This is a genomic window from Castellaniella denitrificans (genome assembly GCF_027214045.1).
In the GTDB taxonomy this organism is placed as follows: domain Bacteria; phylum Pseudomonadota; class Gammaproteobacteria; order Burkholderiales; family Burkholderiaceae_B; genus Castellaniella; species Castellaniella denitrificans_A.
In genome coordinates this window covers 133,615-159,564 of the sequence record NZ_JAPWHE010000002.1, presented here as the reverse complement: position 1 = coordinate 159,564, position 25,950 = coordinate 133,615, and the positions used below count along the sequence as shown (strand labels likewise).

The window sequence follows — 25,950 nt, the reverse complement described above, 5'->3', positions numbered from 1 at the left end:
GGGCGCTGGCGCCGGTCAGACGCCCAGCAGGCTGTCGAGGGTGGATTGTTTTTCCTGAAGCTGGCCGGCGGGGAATTGTTCCACGATCTGGCCATGTTCCATGACGTAGAAATGGTCGGCCAGGGGCGCGGCGAAGCGGAAGTTCTGCTCGACCATGACGACGGTGTAGCCCTTGGTCTTGAGGGTGCGGATCATGCGGTCCAGCGCCTGCACGATGACCGGGGCCAGGCCTTCGGAGATCTCGTCGAGCAGCAGCAGGTTGGCGCCGGTGCGCAGAATGCGTGCGACAGCCAGCATCTGTTGCTCGCCCCCGGACAGGCGGGTACCCGGCGAGTGGCGCCGTTCGAGCAGATTGGGGAACATGTCGTAGATCTCGGCCAGCGACATGCCTCCGCCCAGGGTGTCGCCCACGGTGGGCGGCAGCAGCAGGTTTTCCTCGCAGGACAGCGAGGCGAAGATGCCACGTTCCTCAGGGCAGTAGCCGATGCCCAGGTGCGCGATGCGGTGGGTGGCCAGATGGATCGACTCGGTGCCCTGGATGCGGATCGAGCCGGTGCGCCGGCTGGTCAGGCCCAGCAGCGCGCGCAGCGTGGTGGTGCGTCCGGCGCCGTTGCGGCCCAGCAGGGTGACGACCTGGCCGGGCTCGACGCGCATGTTCACGCCGTGCAACACGTGGGATTCGCCGTACCAGGCGTGCAGATCGGAGATTTCGAGTGCGAGACTCATGCGTGGGCCCCTTCGAGTTCGCCCTGGGTGGTGCCCATGTAGGCTTCCATCACGGCGGGGTTGTTCGAGACGGTCGCGTAGTCGCCCTCGGCCAGCACCGCGCCGCGCGCCAGCACGGTGATGCGGTCGGCGATGGAAGAAACGACTTTCATGTTGTGCTCCACCATCAGGATGGTGCGTCCCGCGCTGACCTGCTTGATGAGGCGGGTGACCCGGTCCACGTCCTCGTGGCCCATGCCCTGGGTGGGCTCGTCCAGCAGCATCAGGCTGGGTTCCATGGCCAGGGTGGTGGCGATTTCCAGGGCGCGCTTGCGGCCGTAGGGCAGGTTCACGGTCATCTGGGCGGCGAAGTCGGCCAGGTCGACCTCTGCGAGCAATTCCATGGCCCGGCCGTCGAGGTGGCGCAGGCTGGACTCGCTGCGCCAGAAGTGGAACGAGGTGCCGGTGGCGCGTTGCAGGGCGATGCGTACGTTGTCGAGCACCGTCAGTTGCGGGAAGACGGCCGAAATCTGGAAAGACCGGATGATGCCCTTGCGGGCGATTTCAGCCGGTTTGTCGCCGGTGATTTCCTTGCCTTCGAAGAAGATCTGGCCCTGGCTGGGCACGAGGAATTTGGTGAGCAGATTGAAGCAGGTGGTCTTGCCCGCGCCGTTGGGGCCGATCAGCGCGTGGATGTGGCCGCGTTGGATCTTCAGGTCCACGGAATCCACGGCGGTGAAGCCGAGAAAGGTTTTCGAGAGTCGTCGGGTTTCGAGAATGATGGAGGGTTCTGTGCCCATGATGCCCCGTGTTCAATGTCGCAGTGCGGCGCCCGATGGCGGATGCTTCAAGTATGGAGCGGACGTGGCCTTGGCTCCATAGGGGTTTTACAGAGTTGTCGTTGCGTCGCTGGGATATTGCGGTGCAATAGCGGGCCCTATTCGGGGCGGGTCTTGTCCGGGTATTCGCACAGGTCGGCGATGGGACACCGGGGGCATTTCGGCTTGCGGGCGACGCAGACGTAGCGGCCGTGCAGAATCAGCCAGTGGTGGGCGTCGAGCAGGTAGTCCTTCGGCACCCGGCGCAGCAGCGCCTGTTCGACGGCCAGCACGGTCTTGCCCGGGGCGATGCCGGTCCGGTTGGCCACGCGGAAGATGTGCGTGTCCACGGCCATCGCGGGTTGGCGGAAAGCCGTGTTCAGCACCACGTTGGCGGTCTTGCGGCCGACCCCGGGCAGGGCTTCCAGCGCTTCGCGGCGGTCCGGTACCTGGCCGCCGTGCCGTTCCAGCAGCAGTTCGCAGGTGCGGATGACATTGCGCGCCTTGGTCTTGTACAGGCCGATGGTGCGGATCGCCTCGGTCAATCCCGTTATGCCCAGGGCCAGCAGGCCCTCGGGCGTACCGTGCTCCGGGAAGAATCGGCGGGTGGCCAGGTTGACGGAACGGTCGGTCGCCTGGGCCGAAAGCATGACGGCCACCAGAAGTTGAAAGACGCTGCCGTATTCCAGTTCGGTCCTGGGGTGGGGGTTGGCTTCGCGCAGGCGGCGGAAGCATTCTTCGATGGCGGCGCGTTTCATGGGCGTCGGGCGCGCGCCCGGGCCAGGGCCTGGGCGATGCGATCCTGTTTGTCGCCGGAGTCGGGGGCGGTCAGGACGGGCTTGTTGGCCAGCGTGCGCGCGGCGGGGCCGGCATCCTCGTCGTGGCGTGACCGCAACCGGACGTTGCGCGCCTGGTAGCGCGCGCGGGCGGTGTCGGCGTCCTCGGCCGTCCAGTCGCGGCCAGCGGGGATCATGGCGATGCAGTCCACCGGACAGGGGGCCACGCAGCGCTCGCAGCCGGTGCAGTCGGCCTCGATGACGGTGTGCATGCACTGGTTGGCGCCGAGGATGGCGTCCACCGGACAGGCCTGGATGCACAGGGTGCAGCCGATGCAGTGGGTCTCGTCGATGAGCGCCACGCGGAAGGGTTGGTGCGTGCCGCAATCCGGATCCAGGGGGCGCGCCGGACGATTCAGCGTCCGCGACAGCGCCTCGATGACGCCCGGCCCGCCGGGCGGGCAGCGGTTGGTGTCGGCCAGCCCCTCGGCCATGGCCTGGGCGTAGGGGCGGCAGCCGTCGTACCCGCATTGCGTACATTGGGTCTGCGGCAGCAGGGCGTCGAGGGTATCGGTCAGTGTGGGCACGGCGGGCGGAAACGCACGGGGGACGGCGTACACCGTCCCCCGGAGGCGAGCGAGAGGAGCGCTCAGGTATGGGCGCGGATGAACGTCGCTATTTTAGGACAGATCTGCTGGCGCCAGCGGCGTCCCGAGAAGATGCCGTAGTGGCCGCAATCGGCGGCGGTGTGGACTTCCCGCATGGACGGGGACAGGTTGGCGCACAGGCCGTGCGCGGCGTGTGTCTGGCCCTGGCCCGAAATGTCGTCCAGTTCGCCCTCGATGGTCAGCAGCGCGGTCTTGCGGATGGCGGCGGGATCGACCCGTTCGCCGTCGATCGACCAGGTGCCGCACGGCAGGCGGAATTCCTGGAAGACGATCCGGATGGTGTCCAGGTAGAAGCGGGCCGGCATGTCCAGCACGGCATTGTATTCGTCGTAGAAGCGGCGGTGCGCTTCGGCGTCGCTGTCATCGCCGCGCAGCAGGTGCAGGTAGAAGTCGTAGTGCGATTTCAGGTGCCGGTCCGGGTTCATGGCGACGAATCCGGCGTGTTGAAGGAACCCTGGATAGACCAGCCGGCCGGCGCCCGGGTAGCGGGAAGGGACCCGGTGGATCAGGGTGTCCTCGAACCATTCGTAGGGTTTGGTCGTGGCCAGGCGGTTGACCTGGGTGGGCGATTTGCGCGTGTCGATGGGGCCGCCCATCATGACCATGCTGCGCGGCTGACAGGGGTCGTCGGCGGCGGCCAGCAGGGAGATGGCGGCCAGGACCGGCACCGTGGGCTGGCAGACCGAGATCACGTGGGTGTCCGGGCCCAGGTGGCGCAGAAAGGTCTGGACATAGCGCACATAGTCGTCCAGGCCGAAGGTGCCATCGGCCGCGGGCACCATGCGGGCGTCGATCCAGTCGGTGACGTAGACCTCGTGGTTGGGCAGCAGGGCGCGCACCGTGTCGCGCAGCAGGGTGGCATGGTGCCCGGACAGGGGCGCCACCAGCAGCACGCGCGGATCGTGTCGGCGGGTGTCGCGGCGAAAATGCACCAGGCGGCAGAAAGGCTGGGCCAGGGCAATGTCTTCGTACACGGCGACTTCGCGTCCGCCGATTTCGGTGGAAGGCAGGTTCCAGGCGGGTTTTTCGTAGTCCTTGCCCACGCGGTGGGCCAGCTCGTAGGCGGCGGCGAACTGCCGCGACAGCGGCGTATAGGCCAGCGGGCTGTAAGGATTGGAAAACAGGTGTGAACCGGTTTCAGTGAAAGCCGTGAAAGGAGCCAGGATTGAGCGTTGAAGCTCGTGCAGGTCGTACAGCATGGGTATGCGTTCCCGTCGGTCTGGTCCGGTGCGGGGCGCGCGCCGGAATATCGGTCATCCAGACCTAAAGTACCGGTAATCGTGACAGGGCGCTACCGGAATTTCCCGTATATGGATCATATACTGGCCGAATGTGGGGTTTTGCAGACGGATCGTCCGGAGACCGTCGACGCGTGATGGCAGGTGGTCTGATGCCGAATGCGCGAACCCGCCGGCCAGGATGCTAGGGGCGTTCCAGGTATTTGAGCTTGTCGGCCACGCCGTTCCAGTCGTCCGCGCCATCGAGGGGGCTGACGGATCGGTTGATGGGCCCGAACAGGGGGGACAGTTCGGCGTTCAGGGGAATGTAGTCGACCTGGTCCTGGGGGACGTCTTCCTCGGCGAAGATGGCATTGGCGGGACATTCGGGCACACAGACGGCGCAGTCGATGCATTCCTCGGGGTCGATCACCAGGAAGTTCGGCCCTTCGCGGAAACAGTCCACGGGACAGACATCGACGCAGTCGGTGTATTTGCACTTGATACAGTTTTCGGTGACGACGTGAGTCATGAGGATGCTCCGGGCTTGCAGACGGGGCCTTGAAACGGCCTGTCGGGATTTTACCGAATTTATCAGGGAGAACCCGCAGAGTCCGTGCGGGAGGTGGGGCGATGCGGATCCGGCCGGCCTGCAGGCCGGAAGGTGGCGAGATGTCACCATTTGAAAATGGCCCTGTGCCTTACAGCAGCAGGGCGGCCAGGGTGCCGCCCAGTTCCTCGCCGCGCGCCAGCCAGTCGTCGGGCACGGTCTTGCAAGCCAGGATCGCCTCGGGCGTCTGGGCCCGCATGGGCACGATCAAGGTCGGGGCGATGGGGTTCAGACGCCAGCCGGTGCAGATGCGTTCCAGCTGCCGGCGGGCGCCCTCGCCGTCGGAGCCGGCGGTGATGACGGCGCCGTAGGGCCGGCCGTTGAGCCGGTCCAGCACATGATAATAGGTGCGATCGAGGCATTCCTTCATGGCGCCGCTGAGCGCCGCCAGGTTTTCCGGGGCGGCGAACAGGTAGCCGTCGGCGGCGAGCAGGTTTTCGGTCCGCACGGTGTCGGCGGGCCGGACCTGCAGGTCGAAACGGTCGCCCGCCCCGAGTTCGTCGGCCACGGCCTGTGCGCCGGCGGCGGCCGCCCGGGCCATCTGCAGGGCGGCGCCGGTACGGGAATGCCAGATGATCAGCAGTTGGGTCGTCATGGGGGTGTGCCTGCGCGCTCCTGCGGGGAGGTACGCTCTCAAGTAGTATAGAGGCTCCAAGTCCGAAGGCCCGAACGAGGCCGCGTTTTTCCTGTTCCGGCGTCATGAGCATTCCTTCGCAGCCCGTTTCTGCAGATCCTTTCGACCCCGAGTGGTTCCAGGCCGCCCGAGGCGGTCTGGCCGACGCCGATGCGGCGATCCTGCGCGAGGCGGCCGACTGGGTCCGCGAACCCCTGCGCGGCGCGCGGGCCAGCACGGGCGAGACACTGGATGCGCACGCCGCCGCCGTGGTCCTGATCCTGCGGAACCTTGATTCGGACGCGCCCACCCGGGCGGCCGCCCTGCTGGCCGTGCAGCCGGTGCCGGCGGGCGAACTGGCGCGCGCCGATCCGCTGCGCAAGGCGTTCGGCGCCGAGATCACCGGCCTGGTCCAGGGCGTGCGCGCCCTGTTGCGCCTGGGCGACGTCGCGGGCCGGGCCGGCGATGTGTCCGGCACCGACCAGAAGGAAATGCAGCGCAAGATGCTGCTGGCCATGGCTGCGGATCTGCGCATCGTGCTGATCCGGCTGGCCTCGCGGCTGCAGTCGCTGCGCTGGCACGCGGCCAGCCGCACGCCCTGTCCGCCTGAGTTCGCCCGGGAAACCATGGCGTTGTACACGCCGCTGGCCAATCGGCTCGGGATCTGGCAGTTGAAATGGGAAATGGAGGATCTGTCGTTCCGTTTTCTGCAGCCCGACACCTACAAGACCATCGCCCGCCAGCTCGAGGAAAAGCGCGCCGAGCGAGAGAGCTTCATCGAGGCCGTGATGGCGCGCCTGCGGGCGGCGCTGGCCGAGGCCGGGATCCGGGCCGAACTCAGCGGCCGGCCCAAGCACATCTACAGCATCTGGAACAAAATGCGCATCAAGCACCTGGAATTCCACCAGTTGTTCGATCTGCGCGCCCTGCGGCTGATTGTCGAGGATGAGCGGGCCTGCTATGCCGCGCTGGCCCTGGTGCATGCGCTGTGGACGCCGGTGCCCGAGGAGTTCGACGACTACATCGCCCGCCCCAAGCCCAACGGCTATCGTTCCCTGCACACCGTGGTGGCCGATGCCGAGGGCCGCGCCTTCGAGGTCCAGATCCGCACCCGCGACATGCATCATTTCGCCGAATACGGAATGGCGGCCCACTGGCGCTACAAGGAAGCCGGCGCCCGGGGCGGCCAGGTGTCGGCCGCCGGGGAATACGACCAGAAGATCGCCTGGATGCGCCAGTTGCTGTCCTGGAAGGACGAGGGCGGCACGGCGCCGGCGTCCGGCGCGACGCCCCCGGATGCGCGCATCTATGTGATGACGCCCCAGGCGCGCGTGCTGGAACTGCCCGCGGGCTCCACACCGGTGGATTTCGCCTATCTGCTGCATACCGACCTTGGCCACCGCTGCCGGGGCGCCCGGGTGGACGGCCAGATCGTGCCCCTGTCCACGCCCTTGCGTACGGGGCAGACCGTGGAAATCACCGCCGCCAAGTCCGGCGGTCCTTCCCGCGACTGGCTCAATCCCCAACTGGGCTACCTGGCCAGTCCGCGCGCCCGGGCCAAGGTCCGGGCCTGGTTCAATGCGGTCGAACTGCAGCAGCGCATCTCCCAGGGCCAGAGCCTGGTCGAAAAGGAACTGCAGCGCCTGGGGCGGACCGCCGTCAACCAGGAACACCTGGCCCAGCAGTTGGGCTTCGCCCGCGCCGATGACCTGTACGTCGCGGCGGCCAAGGAGGAATTCAGCCTGCGGCAGATCGATCACGCGCTGCGCGATCCCGAGCCGGCCCGTGAACAGCCGGACGAGGCCCGCGTCTACGCCAGCGACGTCGGCAGCGTCGCCCGCACGGGCAAGAGCGGGGTGTTGGTGGTGGGGGTCGATTCCCTGATGACGCAGCTGGCGCGTTGCTGCCGGCCCGTGCCGCCCGACGTCATCGAGGGTTTCGTCACGCGGGGTCGAGGGGTGTCCATCCACCGTCGCGACTGCCCTTCCTGGGCGGTCCTGGCACAGCGCCATCCGGAACGCTGCATCGAGGTCGCCTGGGGCCAGACCGCCCAGGCCATGTATCCCGTGGACTTGTCCATCCACGCCCAGGACCGGCCCAACCTGCTGCGCGATCTGTCCGAAGTCTTCGCGCGCCTGCGCCTGCGGGTGGTGCGCGTCACGACGCACAGCCGCCGCTCGCTGGCGCACATGGTCTTCACCGTCGAAGTCCGCGATGGCGAGCAGATCCGCCAGGCGCTGGCCGCCATCAACGAACTGCCCGGGGTCCAGGCGGGGCGGCAGTGATCGGATCTTAGGCTGCTAAAATGGCCGTTTGGCCCGTGCGCGCCGCTGGGAAACCCCGGGCGGCGCCCTTGATGCGAGACTGGACTTTGAAACCCTATCATCTGCCGGATGCCCAGGGGCATTTCGGGAAGTTTGGCGGTTCATTCGTTGCCGAAACACTCGTGCACGCCCTGGATGCGCTGCGCGAGGCGTATGCGCGCTATCGCGACGATCCTGAATTTCAGCGCGAATTCGCCTACGAGCTGGAACACTTCGTCGGCCGGCCCAGTCCGGTCTACCATGCCCGGCGCTGGTCCGATCAATTGGGTGGCGCACAGATCTGGTTCAAGCGCGAAGACCTGAACCATACCGGCGCCCACAAGATCAACAACTGCATCGGCCAGGCCCTGCTCGCCAAGCGCATGGGAAAACCGCGCGTGATCGCCGAGACCGGGGCGGGCCAGCACGGGGTGGCCACCGCCACCGTGGCGGCGCGCTATGGCATGGAGTGCGTGGTCTACATGGGCAGCGAGGACGTGCGCCGCCAGGCGTCGAACGTCTACCGCATGAAGTTGCTGGGCGCCCGGGTGGTGCCCGTCGAATCCGGTTCGCGCACCCTGAAGGACGCCCTGAACGAGGCCATGCGCGACTGGGTCACCCATGTGGAGGACACCTTCTACATCATCGGCACCGTGGCCGGCCCCGATCCCTATCCCCGGATGGTGCGCGACTTCCAGACCATCATCGGACGGGAATGCCGCGAACAGATGCCGCGCGACGCGGGCCGACAGCCGGACTACGTGATCGCTTCCGTGGGCGGCGGATCCAACGCCATCGGCATCTTCCATCCTTACATCGAGGACGAATCCGTCCAGCTGATCGGTGTCGAAGCCGCCGGCGAGGGCCTGGACACGGGCCGTCACGCGGCGTCTCTGAGTCGCGGCGTGGTCGGCGTGTTGCACGGCAACCGCACCTACCTGCTCCAGGACGAGCATGGCCAGATCACTGAGACCCACTCCGTGTCCGCCGGGCTGGATTACCCTGGCGTGGGGCCGGAACACGCCTGGCTGCACGACAGCGGGCGCGCGCAGTACGTCGGCGTCACCGACCAGGAAGCCCTGGCCGCTTTCCACGATTGTTGCCGCATCGAAGGCATCATGCCCGCCCTGGAGTCCTCGCATGCCATCGCCCATGCGGCGAAGCTCGCCCCGACGCTGCCGCGCGACCGGATCATCCTGGTCAATCTGTCCGGCCGGGGCGACAAGGACATGCACACCGTGGCCGAATACAGCGGCATTACGCTCTGAGGAATGACCCCATGACTGTTTCGAATGCCCGCCTGGCGGCCCGCTTCGCCTCCCTGGGGGGGCGGGCGGCCCTGATTCCCTACGTGACGGCGGGCGACCCCCTGGTGGCGTCCACGCCCGCGCTGATGCATGCCCTGGCGGCCGCCGGCGCCGACGTGATCGAACTGGGCGTGCCGTTCTCCGATCCCATGGCCGACGGCCCGGTGATCCAGCAGGCTGGTGAACGCGCCATCGCCGCGGGTGTCGGCCTGGGCTCGGTGCTGGACATCGTCGCCGAATTCCGCCGTCAGGATACCGAGACGCCGGTGGTCCTGATGGGCTACGCCAATCCTGTCGAATGCATGGGCCAGGAGGCTTTCGCGCGGCGGGCCGCCGAGGCGGGCGTGGACGGTGTGCTGGTCGTCGATTACACACCCGAGGAATCCGCCGGATTCGCCGCCCTGTTGGGGCAGGCGGGTCTGGATCCCATCTACCTGCTGGCGCCGACTTCCGCCGAGTCCCGCATCCGCGAAGTCGCCCGCCTGGCGCGGGGCTACGTCTATTACGTCTCGCTCAAGGGTGTGACCGGGGCCGGCAATCTGGACACCGACGAGGTGGCGCGTCGCCTGACCGACATCCGCCGTCACGTGCGCATCCCCGTGGGCGTGGGTTTCGGCATCCGCGACGCCGACAGCGCTGCGCGCGTGGCGCGGCACGCCGACGCCGTGGTGATCGGCAGCAGACTCATTCAGATCATCGAGGAGGCGTCGCTGAGCGACGGTCCTCAGGCCGCCATCGGCGCGGCGGCCCAATGGCTGGCCCAGGTGCGCCAGGCCATCGAACCCATCAGAAAACAAGGTTGACCATGAGCTGGTTTGAAAAGATCCTCCCCCCACGCATCAACCGCAGTGGCGATTCGGCCTCCAAGCGAGTGCCCGAGGGCCTGTGGGTCAAGTGTCCGTCCTGCGAATCGGTCCTGTACAAGGAAGACCTGCAGGCGACCTTGAATGTCTGCCCCAAATGCAGCCATCACATGCGCATCGGCGCCCGGGCGCGCATCGACGCGCTGCTGGATCCGGATGGCCGCGTGGAAATCGGCGCCCAGACACGCCCCATGGATCCGTTGAAGTTCAAGGATTCGCGCAAATACCCGGAACGCGTGGCCGAGGCCGTCAAGCAGACCGGCGAAACCGAGGCGATGGTGGTGATGAGCGGCACGGTGCTGTCGGTTCCGACGGTGCTGGCGTGCTTCGAGTTCGCCTTCATGGGGGGCTCGATGGGCTCGGTGGTGGGCGAACGCTTCGCCCGTGGCGTCCAGGAGTCGATCGACCGGCGGTTGCCTTTCGTCTGCGTGTCGTCCTCGGGCGGCGCGCGCATGCAGGAATCCCTGTTTTCCCTGATGCAGATGGCCAAGACCACCGCCATGCTGCACCAACTGTCCGAGGCCGGTCTGCCGTTCATCAGCGTCCTGACCGATCCGACGATGGGCGGCGTGTCGGCCTCCTTCGCCTTCATGGGTGACGTGGTGCTGGCCGAGCCCAATGCCCTGATCGGCTTCGCCGGCCCGCGCGTGATCGAGCAGACCGTGCGCGAAAAGCTCCCGGAAGGCTTCCAGCGCGCCGAATTCCTGCTGGAAAAAGGCGCTATCGACCGCGTGGTCGACCGCCGTGAAATGCAGTCCGAACTGGCGCACCTGCTGGCGCTGTTCACGCGCCAGCCGATCGAGGTCGTGAAAGCGGCCTGATCCCCCGACGAGACCGTCATGCAAAAAGCCCGAAACCGTGAGTTTCAGGGCCGGTTTCCAACCGACGTGGACACGTTGCCCAGGGACGGGACCTGATCAGCACGCCCAGCGGCGGATTGACGTCGTGCGCGCTGAAGCGCACGGTCGCATCGAGTTCCTTGCGGATCCGGTCGACCGTTGTGGCGTCAGCCTGTTCGAGCGCCTTGCGCGTGGCTACAGCAGGGGGTGCGCTGGTGTGCGCAGGGCTTGCTGAAGCAGCCCCAAGCCGAGCAGGCAGATGAACAGGCCGCCCAGCAGCCCCAGGATTTCGAGACCGACGCGCATCCGGTTCGAGCGGACGCCGCCGGTGCGCCCCAGGGCGCGGAGAATGCCCGTTCGGGCCGAGACGGCGCCCACGGCGATCAGGCTCACCGTGAGGGCGGTGCCGACCGACATGGCCATCACGGCCGCGATCCCGGCCCAGCGCAGACCCAGGGGGTAGGCGGCCAGCAACACCAGGATCGCACCGGTACAAGGCCGCGCACCGATCACCAGGGCTACGGGCAGGCCTTCGCGCCAGTTCAGTGAAGTCTTGTCGTGCGTCGCCGCCAGGCGATGCAGCGAGCCGCAGTCCGCGCAATAGGCCCGCATGCCGGCGCCGGCCGTGAAAAGCCCGGCCGATCCGGTGTGCGACCGCCACCACTGCCATCGCCGGTACAAGGCTGTCGCGCCTTTGAGGGCGAGCACGGCGCCTAGCAGGGCGACCAGGGCGAAGCTGAGATTTTCCATCTGCGCGCCGGCGCGCTGGGCGTGGCGCAGCGAGAGGTCCAGCAGATTCGCCACGACTTCCACCAGCAGCACGGCGACTGCGCCCTGTACCAGGGCGGCCAGGGTGGCCAGCAGCAGACCTTGCCTTGGATGTGCCTGGCGGGTGCCCAGGTAGGCCGTCACCACGGCTTTGCCGTGCCCAGGCCCCGCCGCGTGGAATACGCCATAGAGAGCACTCAGGCCGATGAGCGGCGCGGCGGCGATCCAGCCTTCGTGACCGACTTCGCGCATCGCCTGCGCCAGTTGCTGGTGCAGGCCGGCCTGTGCGGACATGATCCGGATCAGGGCGCTGGCCCACCAGCCCTGCGCATCGATCAAGAACCAGACCGCGAGCGCCAGTCCGACGGTCAGGCACGCTGCCGCCAGGACGCCGATCCCCCGGACGCCGCCTATCCGCATTGGAAGTGAACTGTTTCGGCGAACAGATCCCCGAGGCCGTCTTCGGCCTGTGCGCCGCGATCCAGCGCATAGGCCCGGGCGATGTCTTCGGGCGTCGGGTTCGGCGCGGCAACGCGCAGGCGGCAGGCCTGCCTGGCCCGGCCTTCGATCACGGGCGGCTGTTCGGGACGGTGCGTCATCTGGATGAAATAGCTGGGGTCATAGATGGCGTACGTCACCTGGTGGGCGACGGGGTCCACCGGTTGGCTCAGCGGCGCGGTGAACGTCAGCAGCAACTGGTTGCCTTGCATCGTGCCTGCGAATTCGCTGGCCTGATCCAGGTGGATGGGCTTGCCATCGACCGTGATTTTCGTGAAGTAATCATAGGACTTCAGGTTTTCGATGACCATGGCGGCATACTCACGCACCGTGGCCTGTCCGGAGGGACTGTCGGCCGCCATGCCATCCATGATGGCTGCACTGTATATTTCATCGAAGAGCCACTGTTCCTTGATCGTGGCGAATGTGCCATCGGGTGACAATACGGCTGTACTTTGCACACCGATCCATGCGTGCGGGTGCGCCCGTGCGGGCAGGGAAACCTGCGCGAGGCAGGCCACACCCAGCAGGCCGATCAGAAAACGCCGTGGGCGTGCGGTGAACAATCGGGTGGGCATGATTCCGAGTCTTGATTTCCGCTTGCAACTGCAAAGCGCCCATGTGGCATCTAGCCCCAAAAACCGAGGAAGCCCGCGATGGTCGGTTTTTAGCCTAACTTATTGGCCCACAATACCTTTCGCGCCGCTGCATGTCTGTACTGAAGATTTGGCAGCGGGCGCTTTTCATGGCGATCGGGCCGGGGCTCATGGAGCCCCGGCGCCGTGTCAGTGCGAGGTTTCGACCTGCTGCAGCGGTTCGCTCTGCGACTGGGCGACCGGCTTGCGTACGCGACCCAGGGGTTTGGGCGGCGCGGGCGGCGCGTAGGGCGCGCTGGCGCGGGTCTCGATCATCTGCATGCCGGCGGCTTGCAGGGATTCGTCCGAGGGCAGGGCGATCGGCTGGGGCGTGGCCGAAGTCGTCGAGGCGGCCACGGGGGCCGGCGCCTCGATCGCGGGGGCGGGTTCCGTCGTTTCCGGCGTGGCTTCCAACGCCACCTGGGCCGGGACCGGCGCGGCCGTGTCGTCCTCGGTCCGCGCGGCGGGCTCGGCCGCCGGGGGAGCGGTCGGTGCCGTTTCCTCGGGCGTCTCGCGAGGCGTTTCGTCGCTCACGATGGACCTGGGCGCGGCTTGCTCCGCCTGGACCGGGGTCTGAATCGGCGTGACCGGTTCATCGGCGGACATGGCCGGCATGGACTGGATGGCGGCCGGGCTTTCAGCCGCCAGCGCCTCGGGGTCGAAACGGGGCGTTTCGTGCGTTTCGAGGCTCGACGACTCGTCTTCGGCCGAGGTGTCCTCGGTGGTGGAGCCGGTATCGGCGGCGTCGCCGCTGCGGCGGCCGCGGCGGCCGCGACGACGACGGCGCTTGCGTTCCGGATCCGGGGTGTCCAGGTCGGTGTCGGCATCGGCATCCACGGCCGGACCGGCAACTGCGGCGTCATCGTCCTGCGGTTCGGCGGCCGGGGCTTGCGGCGCGTCCGGCAGGCCGTAGGGGTTGTTCGAGCCGTGACGGACCTGGACCGGGGCCTGGACGTCAGCCGTCTCGTCAGCCTGGGTGGCGGTCATTTCACCGGCCTGGACTGCGATCGTTTCGGCCGACTGGACGTTGGATTCCTCGGTGCGGTTGCGGCCGCGGCCGCGGCGGTTGCGGCTGCGGCGCGGCTCGGCGGCGTCATTCTGGACTTCGGCGACCGGGGTGTCGGTCTGGTTGGCCGGCGCGCTCTCGGTGGCCGTGCGTTCACGGCGCGAAGAGGGGCGGCCTTCCGCCCGTTCAGCACGGTCGGCGCGTTCAGCACGCTCCGGGCGGTCGCCCCGTTCGTTGCGTTCGGAACGGCCGGCGCGTTCGCCTCGGGAACCGTCCTGGCGGCGTTCGCCCCGGCGTCCGCCATTGCGACCGGAGGCACCGCGCCGACGGCCGTCGCCGGACTCGCGGGACGGGGTGGCTGCGGCCGCCTGGGCGGCGGGGGTGGCTGTTTCGGTGGTCGAGCCGGTGAGCCAGCCAAACAGCCGCTTGAGCAGGCCGCCCTGGGGCGCGGCCGGTGCCGCCGCGGAGGTGGCGGCTTCGGTGGCGCGGGGGGGGCGTTCCACGTGGGCCGGAGCAGGCTGAGCGGGCTGGATGCCCTTGACCAGGGCCTCGGGCCGGGATTTGGCTTCCTGGGCCTTGTTCGGCTGCCAGACGAGCTTGTCCTCGGGTTCCTGGGCGAGCTCGAAGCTGGTCTTGTTCTCGTCCAGTCGCGGGTCGTCGTGGCGCAGGCGCTCGATGTGGTGGTGCGGGGTTTCCAGGGACTTGTTCGGGATCAGGACCAGGTTGACCTTCAGGCGGGATTCGATCTGGCTGATGTCGCGGCGTTTTTCGTTGAGCAGGAAGGTGGCGACGTCGACCGGCACCTGGGCGTGCAGGGCGGCCGTGCCTTCCTTCATGGCTTCTTCCTGGAGCAGGCGCAGCACGTGCAGGGCGCTGGATTCCGCGTCGCGGATCACGCCGGTGCCGGTGCAGCGCGGGCAGGTGACGTGCGAGCCTTCGTTCAGGGCGGGACGCAGGCGCTGGCGGGACAATTCCATCAGGCCGAAGCGGGAGATCTTGCCCATCTGGACGCGGGCGCGGTCGAAGTGCAGGGCATCGCGCAGGCGCTGCTCGACGGCGCGCTGGTTCTTGCTGTCCTCCATGTCGATGAAGTCGATCACGATCAGGCCGCCCAGGTCGCGCAGGCGCAGTTGGCGGGCGACTTCGTCGGCCGCTTCCTGGTTGGTGCGCAGGGCGGTTTCCTCGATGTCGGCGCCGCGCGTCGAACGCGCAGAGTTGACGTCCACCGCCACCAGGGCCTCGGTGTGGTCGATCACGATGGCGCCACCCGAGGGCAGCGTGACCGTGCGCGAATAGGCGGTCTCGATCTGGTGCTCGATCTGGAAGCGCGAGAACAGGGGCACGTCGTCGCGGTAGCGTTTCACGCGATTGACGTTGTCGGGCATGACCACGCTCATGAAAGCGGTCGCCTGGTCGTGGATGTCGTCCGTGTCGATCAGGATTTCACCGATTTCCGGCGAGAAATAATCGCGGATGGCGCGGATGACCAGGCTGGATTCCAGGTAGATCAGGATCGGCGCCTTGTTTTCGCGCGCGGCGGCATCGATGGCGGTCCAGAGCTGCAGCAGGTAGTTCAGGTCCCATTGCAGTTCCTCGACGCTGCGGCCGATGCCCGCGGTGCGGGCGATCATGCTCATGCCGGCCGGGATTTCCAGCTGGTCCATGGCCTCGCGCAGTTCCTGGCGGTCTTCGCCCTCGACGCGGCGCGACACGCCGCCGCCACGCGGATTGTTGGGCATCAGGACCAGATAGCGGCCGGCCAGGGAGATGAAGGTGGTCAGGGCAGCGCCCTTGTTGCCGCGCTCTTCCTTTTCGACCTGGATGATGAGTTCCTGGCCTTCGGACAGGGCGTCCTGGATGCGGGCGCTGCGTACGTCCACGCCTTCCTTGAAGTAGGTGCGGGCGACTTCCTTGAAGGGCAGGAAGCCGTGGCGGTCTTCCCCGTAGTTGACGAAGCAGGCCTCCAGGCCCGGTTCGATCCGGGTGATGACGCCCTTGTAGATGTTGCCTTTGCGCTGTTCGCGCCCGGCGGTCTCGATGTCCAGATCGATCAGCTTCTGGCCATCGACAATCGCGACGCGTAATTCTTCTTGGTGCGTCGCATTGAACAGCATGCGTTTCATGAGTGGGTTTCTCCGTAGTCAGGGTGCGCCGGATTCGGCGCACGGCCACGGGTCACTCGGTGTGCGATGCGGCAGTCTGCGAGGGGATCGGTGCGCTGACGAGGTCAGGCCGCGCCGGTCTCCTGGGGAGGGGGCACGGTGCGCCGTTGGGCGCGGGGTTCTGTCAGCAGGAGGGTCAAGGGCACGATGCGTGATTGACGAAATGATTGCTGTGAACGGCGGACGCAGGCCATGGGCCGCGTCCGGTGCGGAAGAGCGAGCAGAATCTGCGGCGTCGTACGCGGCCTGACTTCGATTCCAGCGCCCGGCGATAGCATGCGGGGGAAGGAATCGGAACGGAGCCGGCGACCAAGGACCTGGAGGCTGGAAGTGAGGCAGTACAATGGGGTCCCTGCTGCCCGACGGAGATGCATCCATTGCGTCTCTACGCCCGGCGGTTTCCAGCCTCTATGGGCTGTTGCGATTATATGCCGCTTTTCCCTATGCGCAAAATTGTTGATGTCTCCGCTTCGCCGCCGGCCGTCCGCCATGTGGTCGTGGGGGACGAGCACGAGGGACAGCGACTGGACAATTTCCTGTTGCGGATCTGCAAAGGCGTGCCCAAGAGCCATGTCTACAAGGCCATCCGCGACGGCCAGGTACGGGTCAACAAGGGCCGTTGCCGCGCGGAGACCCGCCTGGCTTCCGGCGACACGGTGCGCGTCCCGCCGCTGCGCCTGCCTGCGCCCGGCGCCGCGCCGCCGGTGCCGCCGGCCGCCTTCCCCGTGTTGTACGAAGACGCCCATCTGCTGGTGATCGACAAGCCCGCCGGGGTGGCCGTGCATGGCGGCAGCGGGGTCTCTTTCGGCGTGATCGAGCAATTGCGCGCGGCGCGGCCGGACGAGCGGCTGCTGGAACTGGCGCATCGTCTGGATCGGGAAACCTCGGGTGTGCTGATGGTGGCGCGCAGCCGCAAGGCCCTGGTGGCCCTGCACGACATGATGCGCGAGAGCCGGGGCCGCAAGCACTACTTGGCCCTGGTCGTGGGCGACTGGGTCAACGATCGCCAGCACATCCGCCTGCCCCTGCTCAAGTATCTGACGCCGGACGGCGAACGCCGGGTGCGCGTCGATGCCCTGGGCAAGCCCGCCCACACCATCGTCACGCTGCAACGCCGCTATGCCGGACGCTATTCCCTCGTGGGGGCCGAACTGCGCACGGGGCGAACCCACCAGATCCGGGTGCACCTGGCGTCCCAGGGGCACCCGATCGCGGGCGACGAAAAATACGGGCCGGACGCCGTGCGCGCCGCCCTGGCCGTCCATGGGTTCCGGCGCATGTTCCTGCATGCGCACTGGCTGGAGATTCCCCATCCTGTGTCCGGCGAACCCCTGGTCTTCGAATCCCCGCTGCCGCCCGCCTGCCGGGCGCTGCTGGATCACCTGGAGCATCTCCACCCATGACGACATCCCCGACCCCGCCGCAAAAACACTATCGCGCCGTGATCTTCGACTGGGATGGCACGCTGCTGGATTCCACGCATCACATCGTCGGGGCGCTGCTGGGCGCCTGCCGGGATCTGGGGCTGCGCGAGCCGTCCCGCGAAGAAGCCGGCTGGGTCATCGGATTGTCGTTGCAGGCGGCCCTGTATCGCCTGGTGCCCGATCTGGAGGCCGGTCGCGTGGACGCTTTCGTCGACCGCTACCGCGCGCATTTCATGGCGCTGCAGCACGAAATGCATCTGTTCGAAGGCCAGGCGGGCCTGTTGCGCGATCTGAGCGCGGGCGGGGCGGTCCTGGGGGTGGCCACGGGCAAGAGCCGGCGCGGTCTGGACGAGTCGATCGAGCGGCTGGGCCTGTGCGATCTGTTCCATGCCACGCGCACGGTCGACGAGGCGCGCGGCAAGCCGGATCCGGACATGTTGCTTCAGTTGCTGAGCGAGCTGGACCTGGCGCCGGATTCGGTGCTGATGGTGGGCGACACCACCCACGATGTGCTCATGGCGCGGGCAGCCGGGGTGGACAGTCTGGCGGTCGCCTACGGCGCGCATGCGCCGGCCCTGCTGGAATCGGCCCGGCCGACCGCGCTCGCGGCCACGGTGGCCGACATGCAGGCCTGGGTCCGGGCGCGCGCGGGCCGGAGCGCCGCCGAACTTTTTCCGCAGCAGACGGTCTAAATTTAATTGCTTCGCAATCCAGTGGGTTTCATCATGCGCGCACCTTGGGAAATCGGCATCCGGTCCTCCGAGATCACCCCCGAACCCGTCTGGCGTTCCCGGCGGCGCTGGTTGCAGCAGGCGGCCCTGGGCTCGCTGGCGCTGGGCGCGGGCGGCCTGGCCCGGGCGGCCGACGCCGACGGACCCACGGGTCCCCCGCTCAAAGCGCCGCGCGATGCCCGCTGGTCGACCGACGAGCCGCCCAACACGTGGCGGGATATCACCACTTACAACAATTTCTACGAGTTCGGGACCGGCAAGGGCGACCCGGCCGAATACGCGGGGCGGATGCGTCTGGACCCCTGGACGGTGCGGATCGACGGGACCGTGCGCAAGCCCATGACCCTGGACCTGGACACGCTGCGGCGCCTGGCGCCGCTCGAGGAGCGCGTCTACCGGCTGCGCTGCGTCGAAGCCTGGTCCATGGTGGTGCCCTGGACCGGCTATTCTCTGTCCCATCTGCTGCGGCAGGTCGAGCCGACGGCGGACGCACGCTACGTGGTGTTCACGACGGCGGTGCAGCCCGACGCCATGCCCGGTGTGTCGGCGGGCATCCTGGATTGGCCCTATGTCGAAGGCCTGCGCATGGACGAGGCCATGCATCCGCTGGCGCTGCTGACCTTCGGTGTCTACGGCCGCGCCCTGCCGGCGCAGAACGGCGCGCCCCTGCGAGTGGTCGTGCCCTGGAAATACGGTTTCAAATCGGCCAAGTCACTGGTCGGCATCCGCCTGCAGGCGGAGCCGCCCGTCACCAGCTGGATGCGCGCCGCGCCGCGCGAATACGGCTTTTACGCCAACGTCAATCCGTCGGTGCCGCATCCCCGCTGGAGCCAGGAAACCGAGCATCGTATCGGGACTGGCTGGTTTGCGCCCCGTCTGCCGACCCGGCCCTTCAACGGCTACGCCGAATCGGTGGCCGGGTTGTACGCGGGCATGGATCTGGCGCGTCATTTCTGATGGGCGCGCATCCCATCGCCGCAGCCGCTCGCCGCCCGCGTCCGGGTGGTGGATGGGTTCTGGGCGCCTGCGTCCATATCTGCGGCCTGTTCCCTTTGCTGCGCTGGATCGTGCTGGGCACGACGGGAGGGCTGGGCGTCAATCCGCAGGAATTCCTGATCCGCTCCTCCGGCCTCTGGGCGCTGGTGCTGCTGTGGGCAACCCTGTCCGTGACGCCCGCGCGCCGGCTGGGCTGGTCCGGCCTGTTGCGCCATCGGCGCAAACTGGGTTTGTACGCTTTTTTCTATACGGTGCTGCATGTCCTTGCATGGGCGGCCTGGGACCGGGGCTGGATACCGGCCTCGATGTGGGCCGATCTCTGGCGGCGCGATTTCATCGGAGTGGGCGCGTTGGCCGTGCTGTGCCTGATTCCTCTGGCGGTGACGTCCACACATGGGTGGATGCGCCGCCTGGGACGCGGCTGGAAACGTCTGCATGCGCTGGTCTACCCGGCCGCCATCCTGTCGGCATTGCATTTCGACTGGATGCGGGCGGGCAAGAACGATTTTCTGGAACCGCGTCTGTACGCCCTGGCGCTGGGGTTGCTGCTGGCCGCGCGACTGCCGGCGTGGTGGCGCGGCCGGCGCGTGACCGGGCGGGATCGGCATGCCGGACCGGGCTGAGCGGAGGGTTCAGTCCGCCAGGAACAGGAAAAGCGTCGGCTTGCGATCGAAATCCGGTGCGCCGGCCTTGCGCCACTGGGCGATGGTGCGCGTGGCGATGGACTCGTCGTCGCAGGTCAGCGAACTGGCGACGCACAGCCGGGTCGTTTCACGCAGCGTGCGCAGCAGCGCCTCGAACAGCGCGGTATTGCGATAAGGGGTTTCGATCAGGATCTGGGTCTGCCGCTGCTTGTGCGATGCCGATTCCCAGGCACGCAACTGGGCGTCGCGCTCGTGCGCCTTGACCGGCGCATAGCCGTGAAATGCGAAGCGCTGGCCCTGCAGGCCGCTGGCCATGAGGCCCAGCATGATGGACGAAGGCCCCGTCCAGGGCACGACCCGGATGTCGGCGGCATGCGCCTGAGCCACGACCAGGGCGCCAGGATCCGCGACGGCCGGGCAGCCCGCCTCCGAGACCAGGCCGACATCCTGGCCGGCGGGGACGGCGGCCAGCCAGGCGCGGATTTCGCCCGCCTGTGTGTCCGGCTTCAATGTGTGGATGGTGATTTCCTGCAGCGGGACGGCGGTCTCGATCTGTTTCAGGAAGGCGCGCGCGGTTTTCGCGTTTTCGGCGATGAAGCAGCGCAGCGTGGCGGTGATTTCGCGGGCGGCCCGGGGCAGCCAGCGTTCGGGGTCCGCCTGGCCCAGGCCGACGGGGATCAGGTGCAGAGTGGTCATGGTTCGATCTCGGGGTGGGACGCCAGAGGCTCCAGGCCGAAGGCGCGCAGCATGCGGCACAGGGCGATCAGGGGCAGGCCGATCAGGGCGGTCGGGTCGTCGCTGCGGATGCGTTCCATCAGTGCGATGCCCAGTTGCTCCGCTTTGGCGCTGCCGGCCGTGTCGAAGGGTTGTTCGGTGCGCAGGTAATGTTCGATCCGGGCCTCGTCCAGGGCCAGGAATCGACATTCGGTCGGCACCTGCTCCAGCAGGCGCCGCTGTCCGTCGGTGACGCACAGGGCGGTATGGAACAGGACGTCGCGGCCGCCGAATCGCCGCAGCTGGACGCGGGCGGCTTCGAAAGAACCCGGCTTGCCGATGGGTTCGCCCTCGAATACGGCGACCTGATCCGAGCCGATCACCAGGGCGCCGGGATGGCGCGCGGCGATCACGGCGGCTTTTTCCCGGGCGAGGCGCAAGGCCAGGTCGAGCGGCGACTCGTCCGGGCGCGGGCGCTCGTCGATGTCCGGGGTCTCGACGGAGAAGGGCAGACCCAGCCGGTGCAGCAAGGCACGGCGGTAGGGCGAGCTGGAAGCGAGTATGAGCGGCATGGGGAATTCCTGATGGGCGCCCGCCAGTTTACCGTGCGCGGAAGGCACGGGCGCGTTGACCCGGTGGCCAGTGATCGGGTATGATCTAGAGTTTTCCCGAGCAGCAAATTTTCATGGTCATCGATGCGACCGGGTTCGCGCGGGCCGGGGGTGTCCTGGATGGCAGGGTCGTTGCTGCGCAATTGACTCGCTTGTGCCAGGATCTGCCCGAACCGCAGGATGGCGAAATGCACTGGCAAGTACGTGGTCGGTACGATGCGCCGTCCGGGCAGGCCTGGCTGGATGTCGAGGCCCAGGGGCCGGTGCGCGTCGTCTGCCAGCGCTGCCTGGAAGCCTTCGACTTGACGCTGCGGGTGTCCGGCACGCTGGGCCTGGTGGAAACCCAGGCGCAACTGGATGCCATGGATGCGCTCGAAGCCGAGGGTCAGGGTCCCGAGATCGAATACCTCGTGTCCGATCAGCGTCTGGACGTGCTGGGCCTGGTCGAGGACGAGTTGATCCTGGCGCTTCCCTACGCTCCCCGCCACGAGACGTGTCCGGGGGACGGGGATGTGCCGGAACCGCCCCGGCGGCCTTCGCCGTTCGCGGCGTTGAAAGACCTCGGGAAAGACTGAATTTTCGTTTCAACACACGGGCTCGTGCTTACCTTAAAATGAGCGGCCCCGATCACAGGAGTCATCATGGCTGTCCAGCAAAACAAAAAGAGCCCGTCCAAGCGCGGCATGCATCGTTCGCACGATTTCCTCACGGCGCCCGCCACGGGCATCGAGCCGACCACCGGTGAACTGCACCTGCGCCATCACATCAGCCCGAACGGCATCTATCGCGGCCGCAAGGTTCTGAAGACCAAGAACGACGAATAAGTCATCCGCGCCCCGGTTCTTCCACGCGCCGATGTCTCATTCCAATCCGATCATCGCCATCGATTGCATGGGCGGTGACCATGGCTTGCCGGTCACCGTGCCGGCGGCCATGGCCTTCGCCCAGGCGCATCCGGATACCCGGTGCCTGCTGGTCGGCGACGAGGCACAGATCCGTCAGGTCCTGCAGCAGAACGCGGCGTCCGCCGGCCAGTTCGAGATCCTGCACGCCTCCGAGGTCGTCACCATGCACGACTCGGTGGAAATCGCCCTGCGCCGCAAGAAAGACTCCTCGATGCGGGTGGCCGTCCAGGCCGTGAAGGACGGCCGCGCCGACGCCGCCGTGTCGGCCGGCAACACCGGCGCCTGGATGGCGATCTCCCGTTACGTATTGAAGACGCTGGACGGCATTGATCGTCCGGCCATCGCCACCGCGCTGCCCAACCAGCGGGGCGGTTCCACCACGGTGCTGGACCTGGGGGCCAACGTCGATTGCACGGCGGACCATCTGCTGCAATTCGGTCTCATGGGGGCCGCCCTGGTTTCCGCCGTGGACCGTCGCGCGCAACCGTCCGTCGGCCTGCTGAACATCGGCGAGGAACTCATCAAGGGCAACGAGGTCGTCAAGCAGGCGTCCGACCTGCTGCGCGGCAGCGGCCTGAATTTCTATGGCAACGTCGAGGGCGACGACATTTTCAAGGGCACGGTGGACGTGGTCGTCTGCGATGGTTTCGTCGGCAACGTGGTCCTGAAGTCCGTCGAGGGCCTGGCCCGCATGATCGGCGCCATGATGCGCGAGGAATTCCGCCGCAACGCCTTCACCATGGCGGCGGGCCTGGTGGCCACGCCCGTTCTGCAGCGCTTCCGCGCCCGCGTGGACAATCGCCGCTACAATGGGGCCGCCCTGCTGGGCCTGCGCGGTATCGTCATCAAGAGCCATGGCTCCGCCGACGCCTACGCCTATGGCCAGGCATTGCAGCGCGCCCGCGAGGCCGTGCTCAACGGACTCCTCGAGGGCACCATCCAGCGTCTCGACGCCCTGCGCAGCCGGCCGCCGGCCCCGACGGCCTAGTCCTTCTCTTTCCGGAATCGATATGCCTTACGCCAGGATCACAGGAACGGGCGGCTATCTGCCCCCACGCGTCGTCAGCAACGATGATCTGGCCGCCGATCTGGCCACGCGCGGCATCGAGACTTCCGATGCATGGATCACGGAACGCACCGGCATCCGCCAGCGCCACATCGCCGAACCGGGCACCAAGACCAGCGCGCTGGCCACGGCCGCCGCGCGCGCGGCCCTGGAAAGCGCCGGTCTGACGGCCGACCGGATCGACCTGATCATTGTCGCCACCTCCACGCCGGACTTCATCTTCCCCAGCACCGCCTGCCTGGTGCAGGCCAACCTGGGGGTGGGCGGCGCCGCCGCCTTCGACGTCCAGGCCGTGTGCAGCGGCTTTGTCTACGCGTTGGCTACCGCGGACGCCTTCGTGCGGGCCGGTCGCGCGCGCCATGCCCTGGTGATCGGCGCCGAGGTCTTCTCGAGAATCCTCGACTGGAATGACCGCCGCACCTGTGTGCTGTTCGGCGATGGCGCCGGGGCCGTGGTCCTGAGCGCCTCCGACGAGCCCGGCATCCTGGCCGCCCGGCTGAACGCCGACGGACGCCAGCAGCACATCCTGTGCGCCGCCGGCAACGTCGAGAGCGGCCGGGTCACGGGCGACCCTTTCCTGCGGATGGATGGCCAGGCGGTGTTCAAGCTGGCCGTCAATTCCCTGACGCGCTCCGCGCACGAGGTCTGCGACGAGGCCGGCATGGCCGTGTCCGACCTCGACTGGATGGTGCCGCACCAGGCCAACATCCGCATCCTGAATTTCATTGGCCGCAAGCTCGGCCTGCCCGAAGAAAAGCTCATTGTCACGCTGGACCGTCACGCCAACACCTCGGCGGCCAGCGTGCCGCTGGCACTGGACGTCGCCTGGCGCGACGGGCGCATCCGCGCGGGCCAGACCGTGTTGCTGCAAGGGGTGGGTGGCGGCTTCACCTGGGGCTCCGTCCTCGTGAAAATCTGAAGGCTAGCTCATGAAGATTGCATTTGTATTTCCGGGCCAGGGTTCGCAGACCGTCGGCATGATGGATGCCTGGGCGGACGACGCCGGCGTCCAGGCCACGCTGCGCGACGGCGACGCGGCGCTGGGCGAGGACCTGTCCGGTCTGATCGCCCGCGGGCCCGGCGAAACCCTGAATCTGACCACCCATACCCAGCCCGCCATGCTGCTGTGTTCCGTCGCGATGTATCGCGCCTGGCGGCGGGCGGGCGGCTCGGCGCCCGCCCTGGTGGCCGGTCACAGTCTGGGTGAATATTCCGCCCTGGTGGCGGCAGACGCGCTGGATCTGGCCGACGCGGTGCGCACCGTGCGCGTGCGGGCAGAGGCCATGCAGTCCGCCGTGCCGGTGGGGGAGGGCGGCATGGCCGCCATCCTGGGGCTGGATGACGAGGCCGTGCGTCAGGCCTGTGCAGAGGCCGCCGAGGGCCAGGTCGTCGAGGCCGTCAACTACAACGCCCCGGCCCAGGTGGTGATTGCCGGTCATACCGCGGCGGTCGAGCGCGCCTGCGAACGGGCGCGCGCCGCCGGCGCCAAGCGTGCCGTGTCCCTGCCGGTGTCGGCGCCTTTCCATTCGCGCCTGCTGGAGCCGGCCGCCGCCGTGCTCGCCCGCGCGCTGGATGGCGTGGCCCTGGTGTCACCGGCCATGCCGCTCATCAACAATGTCGACGTCGCCCGTCCGGCCGACCCGGCCGCCATCCGGGATGCGCTGGTCCGGCAGGCCTGGCATCCGGTGCGCTGGGTGGAAACCATCCAGGCCATGAAACGCGACGGCGTCACCCACATCGTCGAATGCGGGCCGGGCAAGGTCCTGTCGGGCCTGGTCAAGCGCATCGACCGTGAAATCAACACATTCAACATCACTGATCCGGCGTCCCTGAAGACGACGCTGGAAGCCCTGGGAGGCTGACATGTCGGAACCTGTGCTGGCGGGCAAGCTCGCCCTCGTGACGGGCGCATCGCGTGGCATTGGCCGCGCCATCGCCCTCGAACTGGCGGCTGCGGGCGCCACGGTCGTGGGGACGGCGACGTCCGCGGCCGGCGCCCAGGCCATCACCGAAGCCCTGGCGCCCCAAGGCGGACGGGGTGCGGTGCTCGAAGTCAACGATGCGGCGGCCTGCGACGCCCTGCTGGCCGAACTGGCCGGCCAGGGTGGGCCGCACATTCTGGTCAACAATGCCGGGATCACCCGCGATGGTCTCATCCTGCGCATGAAGGACGAGGACTGGGCCGCCGTGCTGAACACCAATCTGTCGTCCGTGTTCCGCCTCTCGCGCGGTGTGGCCAAGACCATGATGAAGGCCCGCTGGGGCCGCATCATCAACATCACCTCCGTGGTGGGCTATAGCGGCAACGCGGGCCAGGCCAACTATGCCGCGGCCAAGGCCGGCGTGGCCGGCCTGTCGCGTGCGCTGGCGATTGAACTCGGCAGCCGGGGCATCACGGTCAACTGCGTGGCGCCGGGCTTCATCGACACCGATATGACCCGCGCTCTGAACGAGAGCCAGACCGCCGCCATCCTGGGTCAGATTCCCCTGGGCCGACTGGGCTCGGCGGCGGAAATCGCCCATGCGGTCGCCTATCTGGCCAGCCCCCAGGCCGGCTACGTAACAGGGACGACGTTGCACGTCAATGGTGGTATGTATATGTAGACATCCGGAACGGAGCCGGCCCGTCTAAGGTAAAATCCGTTCAACCTCAGCAGGCAGGCCCGGGCGCGACCGTGCTTCCGGAATGGAAGCCGTCCGACGGCCGGGACTGTTTTTTTTGACACAAACCCGCAGCCCCGTTGCTCTCATTTGGCTATAATTCGCGGGATTTTTCCTTACTGGAGATATGCATGGAAAGCATCGAACAGCGCGTCAAGAAGATCGTCGCTGAGCAACTCGGCGTCAACGAAGCCGAGATCAAGAACGAATCTTCCTTCCTTGACGACCTCGGTGCCGATTCGCTCGATATGGTCGAGCTCGTGATGGCCCTCGAAGACGAATTCGAAACCGAGATTCCCGACGAGGAAGCCGAAAAGATCACGACGGTCCAGCAGGCGGTCGATTACATCACCTCGCACAGCAAGCAGTAATCATCACCACCCTGTTGCGGCTTGCCGCATCAGGGTCGA

The 25,950-nt window shown here is 67.5% G+C and carries 27 protein-coding genes; 15 read left to right on the top strand and 12 right to left on the bottom strand.

What is annotated here, in order from left to right; translation table 11 throughout:
- Positions 1–15: 15 nt before the first annotated feature.
- The 7 genes from O4H32_RS04890 to O4H32_RS04860 form a co-directional block, all read right to left on the bottom strand.
- Entirely contained in the window at positions 16–726 is a 711-nt protein-coding gene (locus O4H32_RS04890) for an ABC transporter ATP-binding protein (RefSeq protein WP_269357242.1), read from the bottom strand.
- A complete protein-coding gene (locus tag O4H32_RS04885; protein ID WP_269357241.1) occupies positions 723–1,505 on the bottom strand; it encodes an ABC transporter ATP-binding protein in 783 nt (260 codons plus the stop codon). Before O4H32_RS04885 ends, O4H32_RS04890 begins: the two co-directional genes overlap by 4 nt.
- A gap of 137 nt (positions 1,506–1,642) precedes the next feature.
- Entirely contained in the window at positions 1,643–2,281 is a 639-nt protein-coding gene (gene nth, locus O4H32_RS04880; RefSeq protein WP_269357240.1) for an endonuclease III, read from the bottom strand.
- Positions 2,278–2,919 (bottom strand): RnfABCDGE type electron transport complex subunit B, encoded by a 642-nt coding sequence (locus O4H32_RS04875; RefSeq protein ID WP_269357239.1) that lies wholly within the window; start codon positions 2,917–2,919, stop codon positions 2,278–2,280. Before O4H32_RS04875 ends, nth begins: the two co-directional genes overlap by 4 nt.
- Before the next feature lie 29 nt (positions 2,920–2,948).
- Positions 2,949–4,166, bottom strand: a complete 1,218-nt coding sequence (locus tag O4H32_RS04870; protein ID WP_269357237.1) for a polyhydroxyalkanoate depolymerase — start codon at positions 4,164–4,166, stop codon at positions 2,949–2,951.
- A 223-nt stretch (positions 4,167–4,389) separates the two neighbouring features.
- Positions 4,390–4,716, bottom strand: a complete 327-nt coding sequence (fdxA, locus tag O4H32_RS04865) for a ferredoxin FdxA (RefSeq protein WP_269357235.1) — start codon at positions 4,714–4,716, stop codon at positions 4,390–4,392.
- Between the two features lie 169 nt (positions 4,717–4,885).
- Entirely contained in the window at positions 4,886–5,389 is a 504-nt protein-coding gene (locus O4H32_RS04860) for a flavodoxin family protein (protein ID WP_269357233.1), read from the bottom strand.
- 104 nt (positions 5,390–5,493) lie between these two features.
- On the opposite strand from O4H32_RS04860, the gene O4H32_RS04855 reads away from it, so the two are divergent.
- From O4H32_RS04855 to accD, 4 genes are all read left to right on the top strand, one after another.
- Positions 5,494–7,692 (top strand): RelA/SpoT family protein, encoded by a 2,199-nt coding sequence (locus O4H32_RS04855; protein WP_269357231.1) that lies wholly within the window; start codon positions 5,494–5,496, stop codon positions 7,690–7,692.
- Between the two features lie 71 nt (positions 7,693–7,763).
- The gene (trpB, locus tag O4H32_RS04850) at positions 7,764–8,978 is read left to right on the top strand and encodes a tryptophan synthase subunit beta (RefSeq protein ID WP_269357229.1); all 1,215 of its coding nucleotides are present in this window, start codon (positions 7,764–7,766) and stop codon (positions 8,976–8,978) included.
- Positions 8,979–8,989: 11 nt separating this feature from the next.
- Positions 8,990–9,820, top strand: coding sequence for a tryptophan synthase subunit alpha (gene trpA, locus O4H32_RS04845; protein ID WP_269357228.1), 831 nt, complete (start codon positions 8,990–8,992; stop codon positions 9,818–9,820).
- 2 nt (positions 9,821–9,822) lie between these two features.
- Positions 9,823–10,701 carry an acetyl-CoA carboxylase, carboxyltransferase subunit beta gene (gene accD / locus O4H32_RS04840; protein WP_269357227.1) on the top strand — a complete coding sequence of 293 codons (879 nt, stop codon included), beginning with the start codon at positions 9,823–9,825 and terminating at the stop codon, positions 10,699–10,701.
- A gap of 213 nt (positions 10,702–10,914) precedes the next feature.
- Here accD and O4H32_RS04835 read toward each other — a convergent pair whose 3' ends face one another.
- The 3 genes from O4H32_RS04835 to O4H32_RS04825 all read right to left on the bottom strand — a co-directional run bounded on the left by O4H32_RS04835 (position 10,915) and on the right by O4H32_RS04825 (position 15,749).
- Positions 10,915–11,907: a nickel/cobalt transporter gene (locus O4H32_RS04835; RefSeq protein ID WP_269357225.1), complete on the bottom strand. Its 993-nt coding sequence runs from the start codon at positions 11,905–11,907 to the stop codon at positions 10,915–10,917.
- A complete protein-coding gene (locus O4H32_RS04830) occupies positions 11,898–12,563 on the bottom strand; it encodes a DUF1007 family protein (RefSeq protein ID WP_269357223.1) in 666 nt (221 codons plus the stop codon). The genes O4H32_RS04835 and O4H32_RS04830 overlap by 10 nt, the downstream gene beginning before the upstream one ends.
- Before the next feature lie 207 nt (positions 12,564–12,770).
- Positions 12,771–15,749 carry a ribonuclease E/G gene (locus O4H32_RS04825; protein WP_269357221.1) on the bottom strand — a complete coding sequence of 993 codons (2,979 nt, stop codon included), beginning with the start codon at positions 15,747–15,749 and terminating at the stop codon, positions 12,771–12,773.
- A gap of 467 nt (positions 15,750–16,216) precedes the next feature.
- Between O4H32_RS04825 and O4H32_RS04820 the strand changes: the two genes are divergently transcribed.
- Genes O4H32_RS04820 through O4H32_RS04805 form a run of 4 tightly spaced genes read left to right on the top strand, consistent with a single transcriptional unit; the run spans position 16,217 to position 19,562 of the window.
- The gene (locus tag O4H32_RS04820) at positions 16,217–17,191 is read left to right on the top strand and encodes an RluA family pseudouridine synthase (protein ID WP_407932614.1); all 975 of its coding nucleotides are present in this window, start codon (positions 16,217–16,219) and stop codon (positions 17,189–17,191) included.
- Positions 17,188–17,904 (top strand): HAD-IA family hydrolase, encoded by a 717-nt coding sequence (locus tag O4H32_RS04815; RefSeq protein ID WP_269357217.1) that lies wholly within the window; start codon positions 17,188–17,190, stop codon positions 17,902–17,904. The genes O4H32_RS04820 and O4H32_RS04815 overlap by 4 nt, the downstream gene beginning before the upstream one ends.
- Positions 17,905–17,937: 33 nt before the next feature.
- Complete coding sequence (gene msrP / locus O4H32_RS04810) at positions 17,938–18,900, top strand: protein-methionine-sulfoxide reductase catalytic subunit MsrP (protein WP_269357215.1); 963 nt, start codon at positions 17,938–17,940, stop codon at positions 18,898–18,900.
- Positions 18,900–19,562, top strand: a complete 663-nt coding sequence (locus O4H32_RS04805; RefSeq protein ID WP_269357213.1) for a protein-methionine-sulfoxide reductase heme-binding subunit MsrQ — start codon at positions 18,900–18,902, stop codon at positions 19,560–19,562. Before msrP ends, O4H32_RS04805 begins: the two co-directional genes overlap by 1 nt.
- Positions 19,563–19,571: 9 nt before the next feature.
- Here the strand turns inward: O4H32_RS04805 and O4H32_RS04800 are convergent, their stop codons facing one another.
- Both O4H32_RS04800 and O4H32_RS04795 read right to left on the bottom strand, forming a co-directional pair.
- Complete coding sequence (locus tag O4H32_RS04800; RefSeq protein WP_269357211.1) at positions 19,572–20,279, bottom strand: SAM-dependent methyltransferase; 708 nt, start codon at positions 20,277–20,279, stop codon at positions 19,572–19,574.
- A complete protein-coding gene (locus O4H32_RS04795) occupies positions 20,276–20,869 on the bottom strand; it encodes a Maf family nucleotide pyrophosphatase (protein ID WP_269357209.1) in 594 nt (197 codons plus the stop codon). Before O4H32_RS04795 ends, O4H32_RS04800 begins: the two co-directional genes overlap by 4 nt.
- 113 nt (positions 20,870–20,982) lie before the next feature.
- On the opposite strand from O4H32_RS04795, the gene O4H32_RS04790 reads away from it, so the two are divergent.
- From O4H32_RS04790 to acpP, 7 genes are all read left to right on the top strand, one after another.
- A complete protein-coding gene (locus O4H32_RS04790; RefSeq protein ID WP_269357207.1) occupies positions 20,983–21,483 on the top strand; it encodes a YceD family protein in 501 nt (166 codons plus the stop codon).
- A gap of 66 nt (positions 21,484–21,549) precedes the next feature.
- Positions 21,550–21,732 (top strand): 50S ribosomal protein L32, encoded by a 183-nt coding sequence (gene rpmF, locus O4H32_RS04785; protein ID WP_269357205.1) that lies wholly within the window; start codon positions 21,550–21,552, stop codon positions 21,730–21,732.
- Positions 21,733–21,763: 31 nt separating this feature from the next.
- Complete coding sequence (gene plsX, locus O4H32_RS04780) at positions 21,764–22,801, top strand: phosphate acyltransferase PlsX (protein WP_331284274.1); 1,038 nt, start codon at positions 21,764–21,766, stop codon at positions 22,799–22,801.
- A gap of 22 nt (positions 22,802–22,823) precedes the next feature.
- Positions 22,824–23,798 carry a beta-ketoacyl-ACP synthase III gene (locus tag O4H32_RS04775; RefSeq protein ID WP_269357203.1) on the top strand — a complete coding sequence of 325 codons (975 nt, stop codon included), beginning with the start codon at positions 22,824–22,826 and terminating at the stop codon, positions 23,796–23,798.
- Positions 23,799–23,808: 10 nt separating this feature from the next.
- Entirely contained in the window at positions 23,809–24,741 is a 933-nt protein-coding gene (fabD, locus tag O4H32_RS04770) for an ACP S-malonyltransferase (protein ID WP_269357201.1), read from the top strand.
- A 1-nt stretch (position 24,742) separates the two neighbouring features.
- Complete coding sequence (gene fabG / locus O4H32_RS04765) at positions 24,743–25,483, top strand: 3-oxoacyl-ACP reductase FabG (RefSeq protein ID WP_269357200.1); 741 nt, start codon at positions 24,743–24,745, stop codon at positions 25,481–25,483.
- Between the two features lie 188 nt (positions 25,484–25,671).
- Complete coding sequence (gene acpP, locus O4H32_RS04760) at positions 25,672–25,911, top strand: acyl carrier protein (RefSeq protein ID WP_043680887.1); 240 nt, start codon at positions 25,672–25,674, stop codon at positions 25,909–25,911.
- The last annotated feature ends 39 nt before the right edge of the window (positions 25,912–25,950 follow it).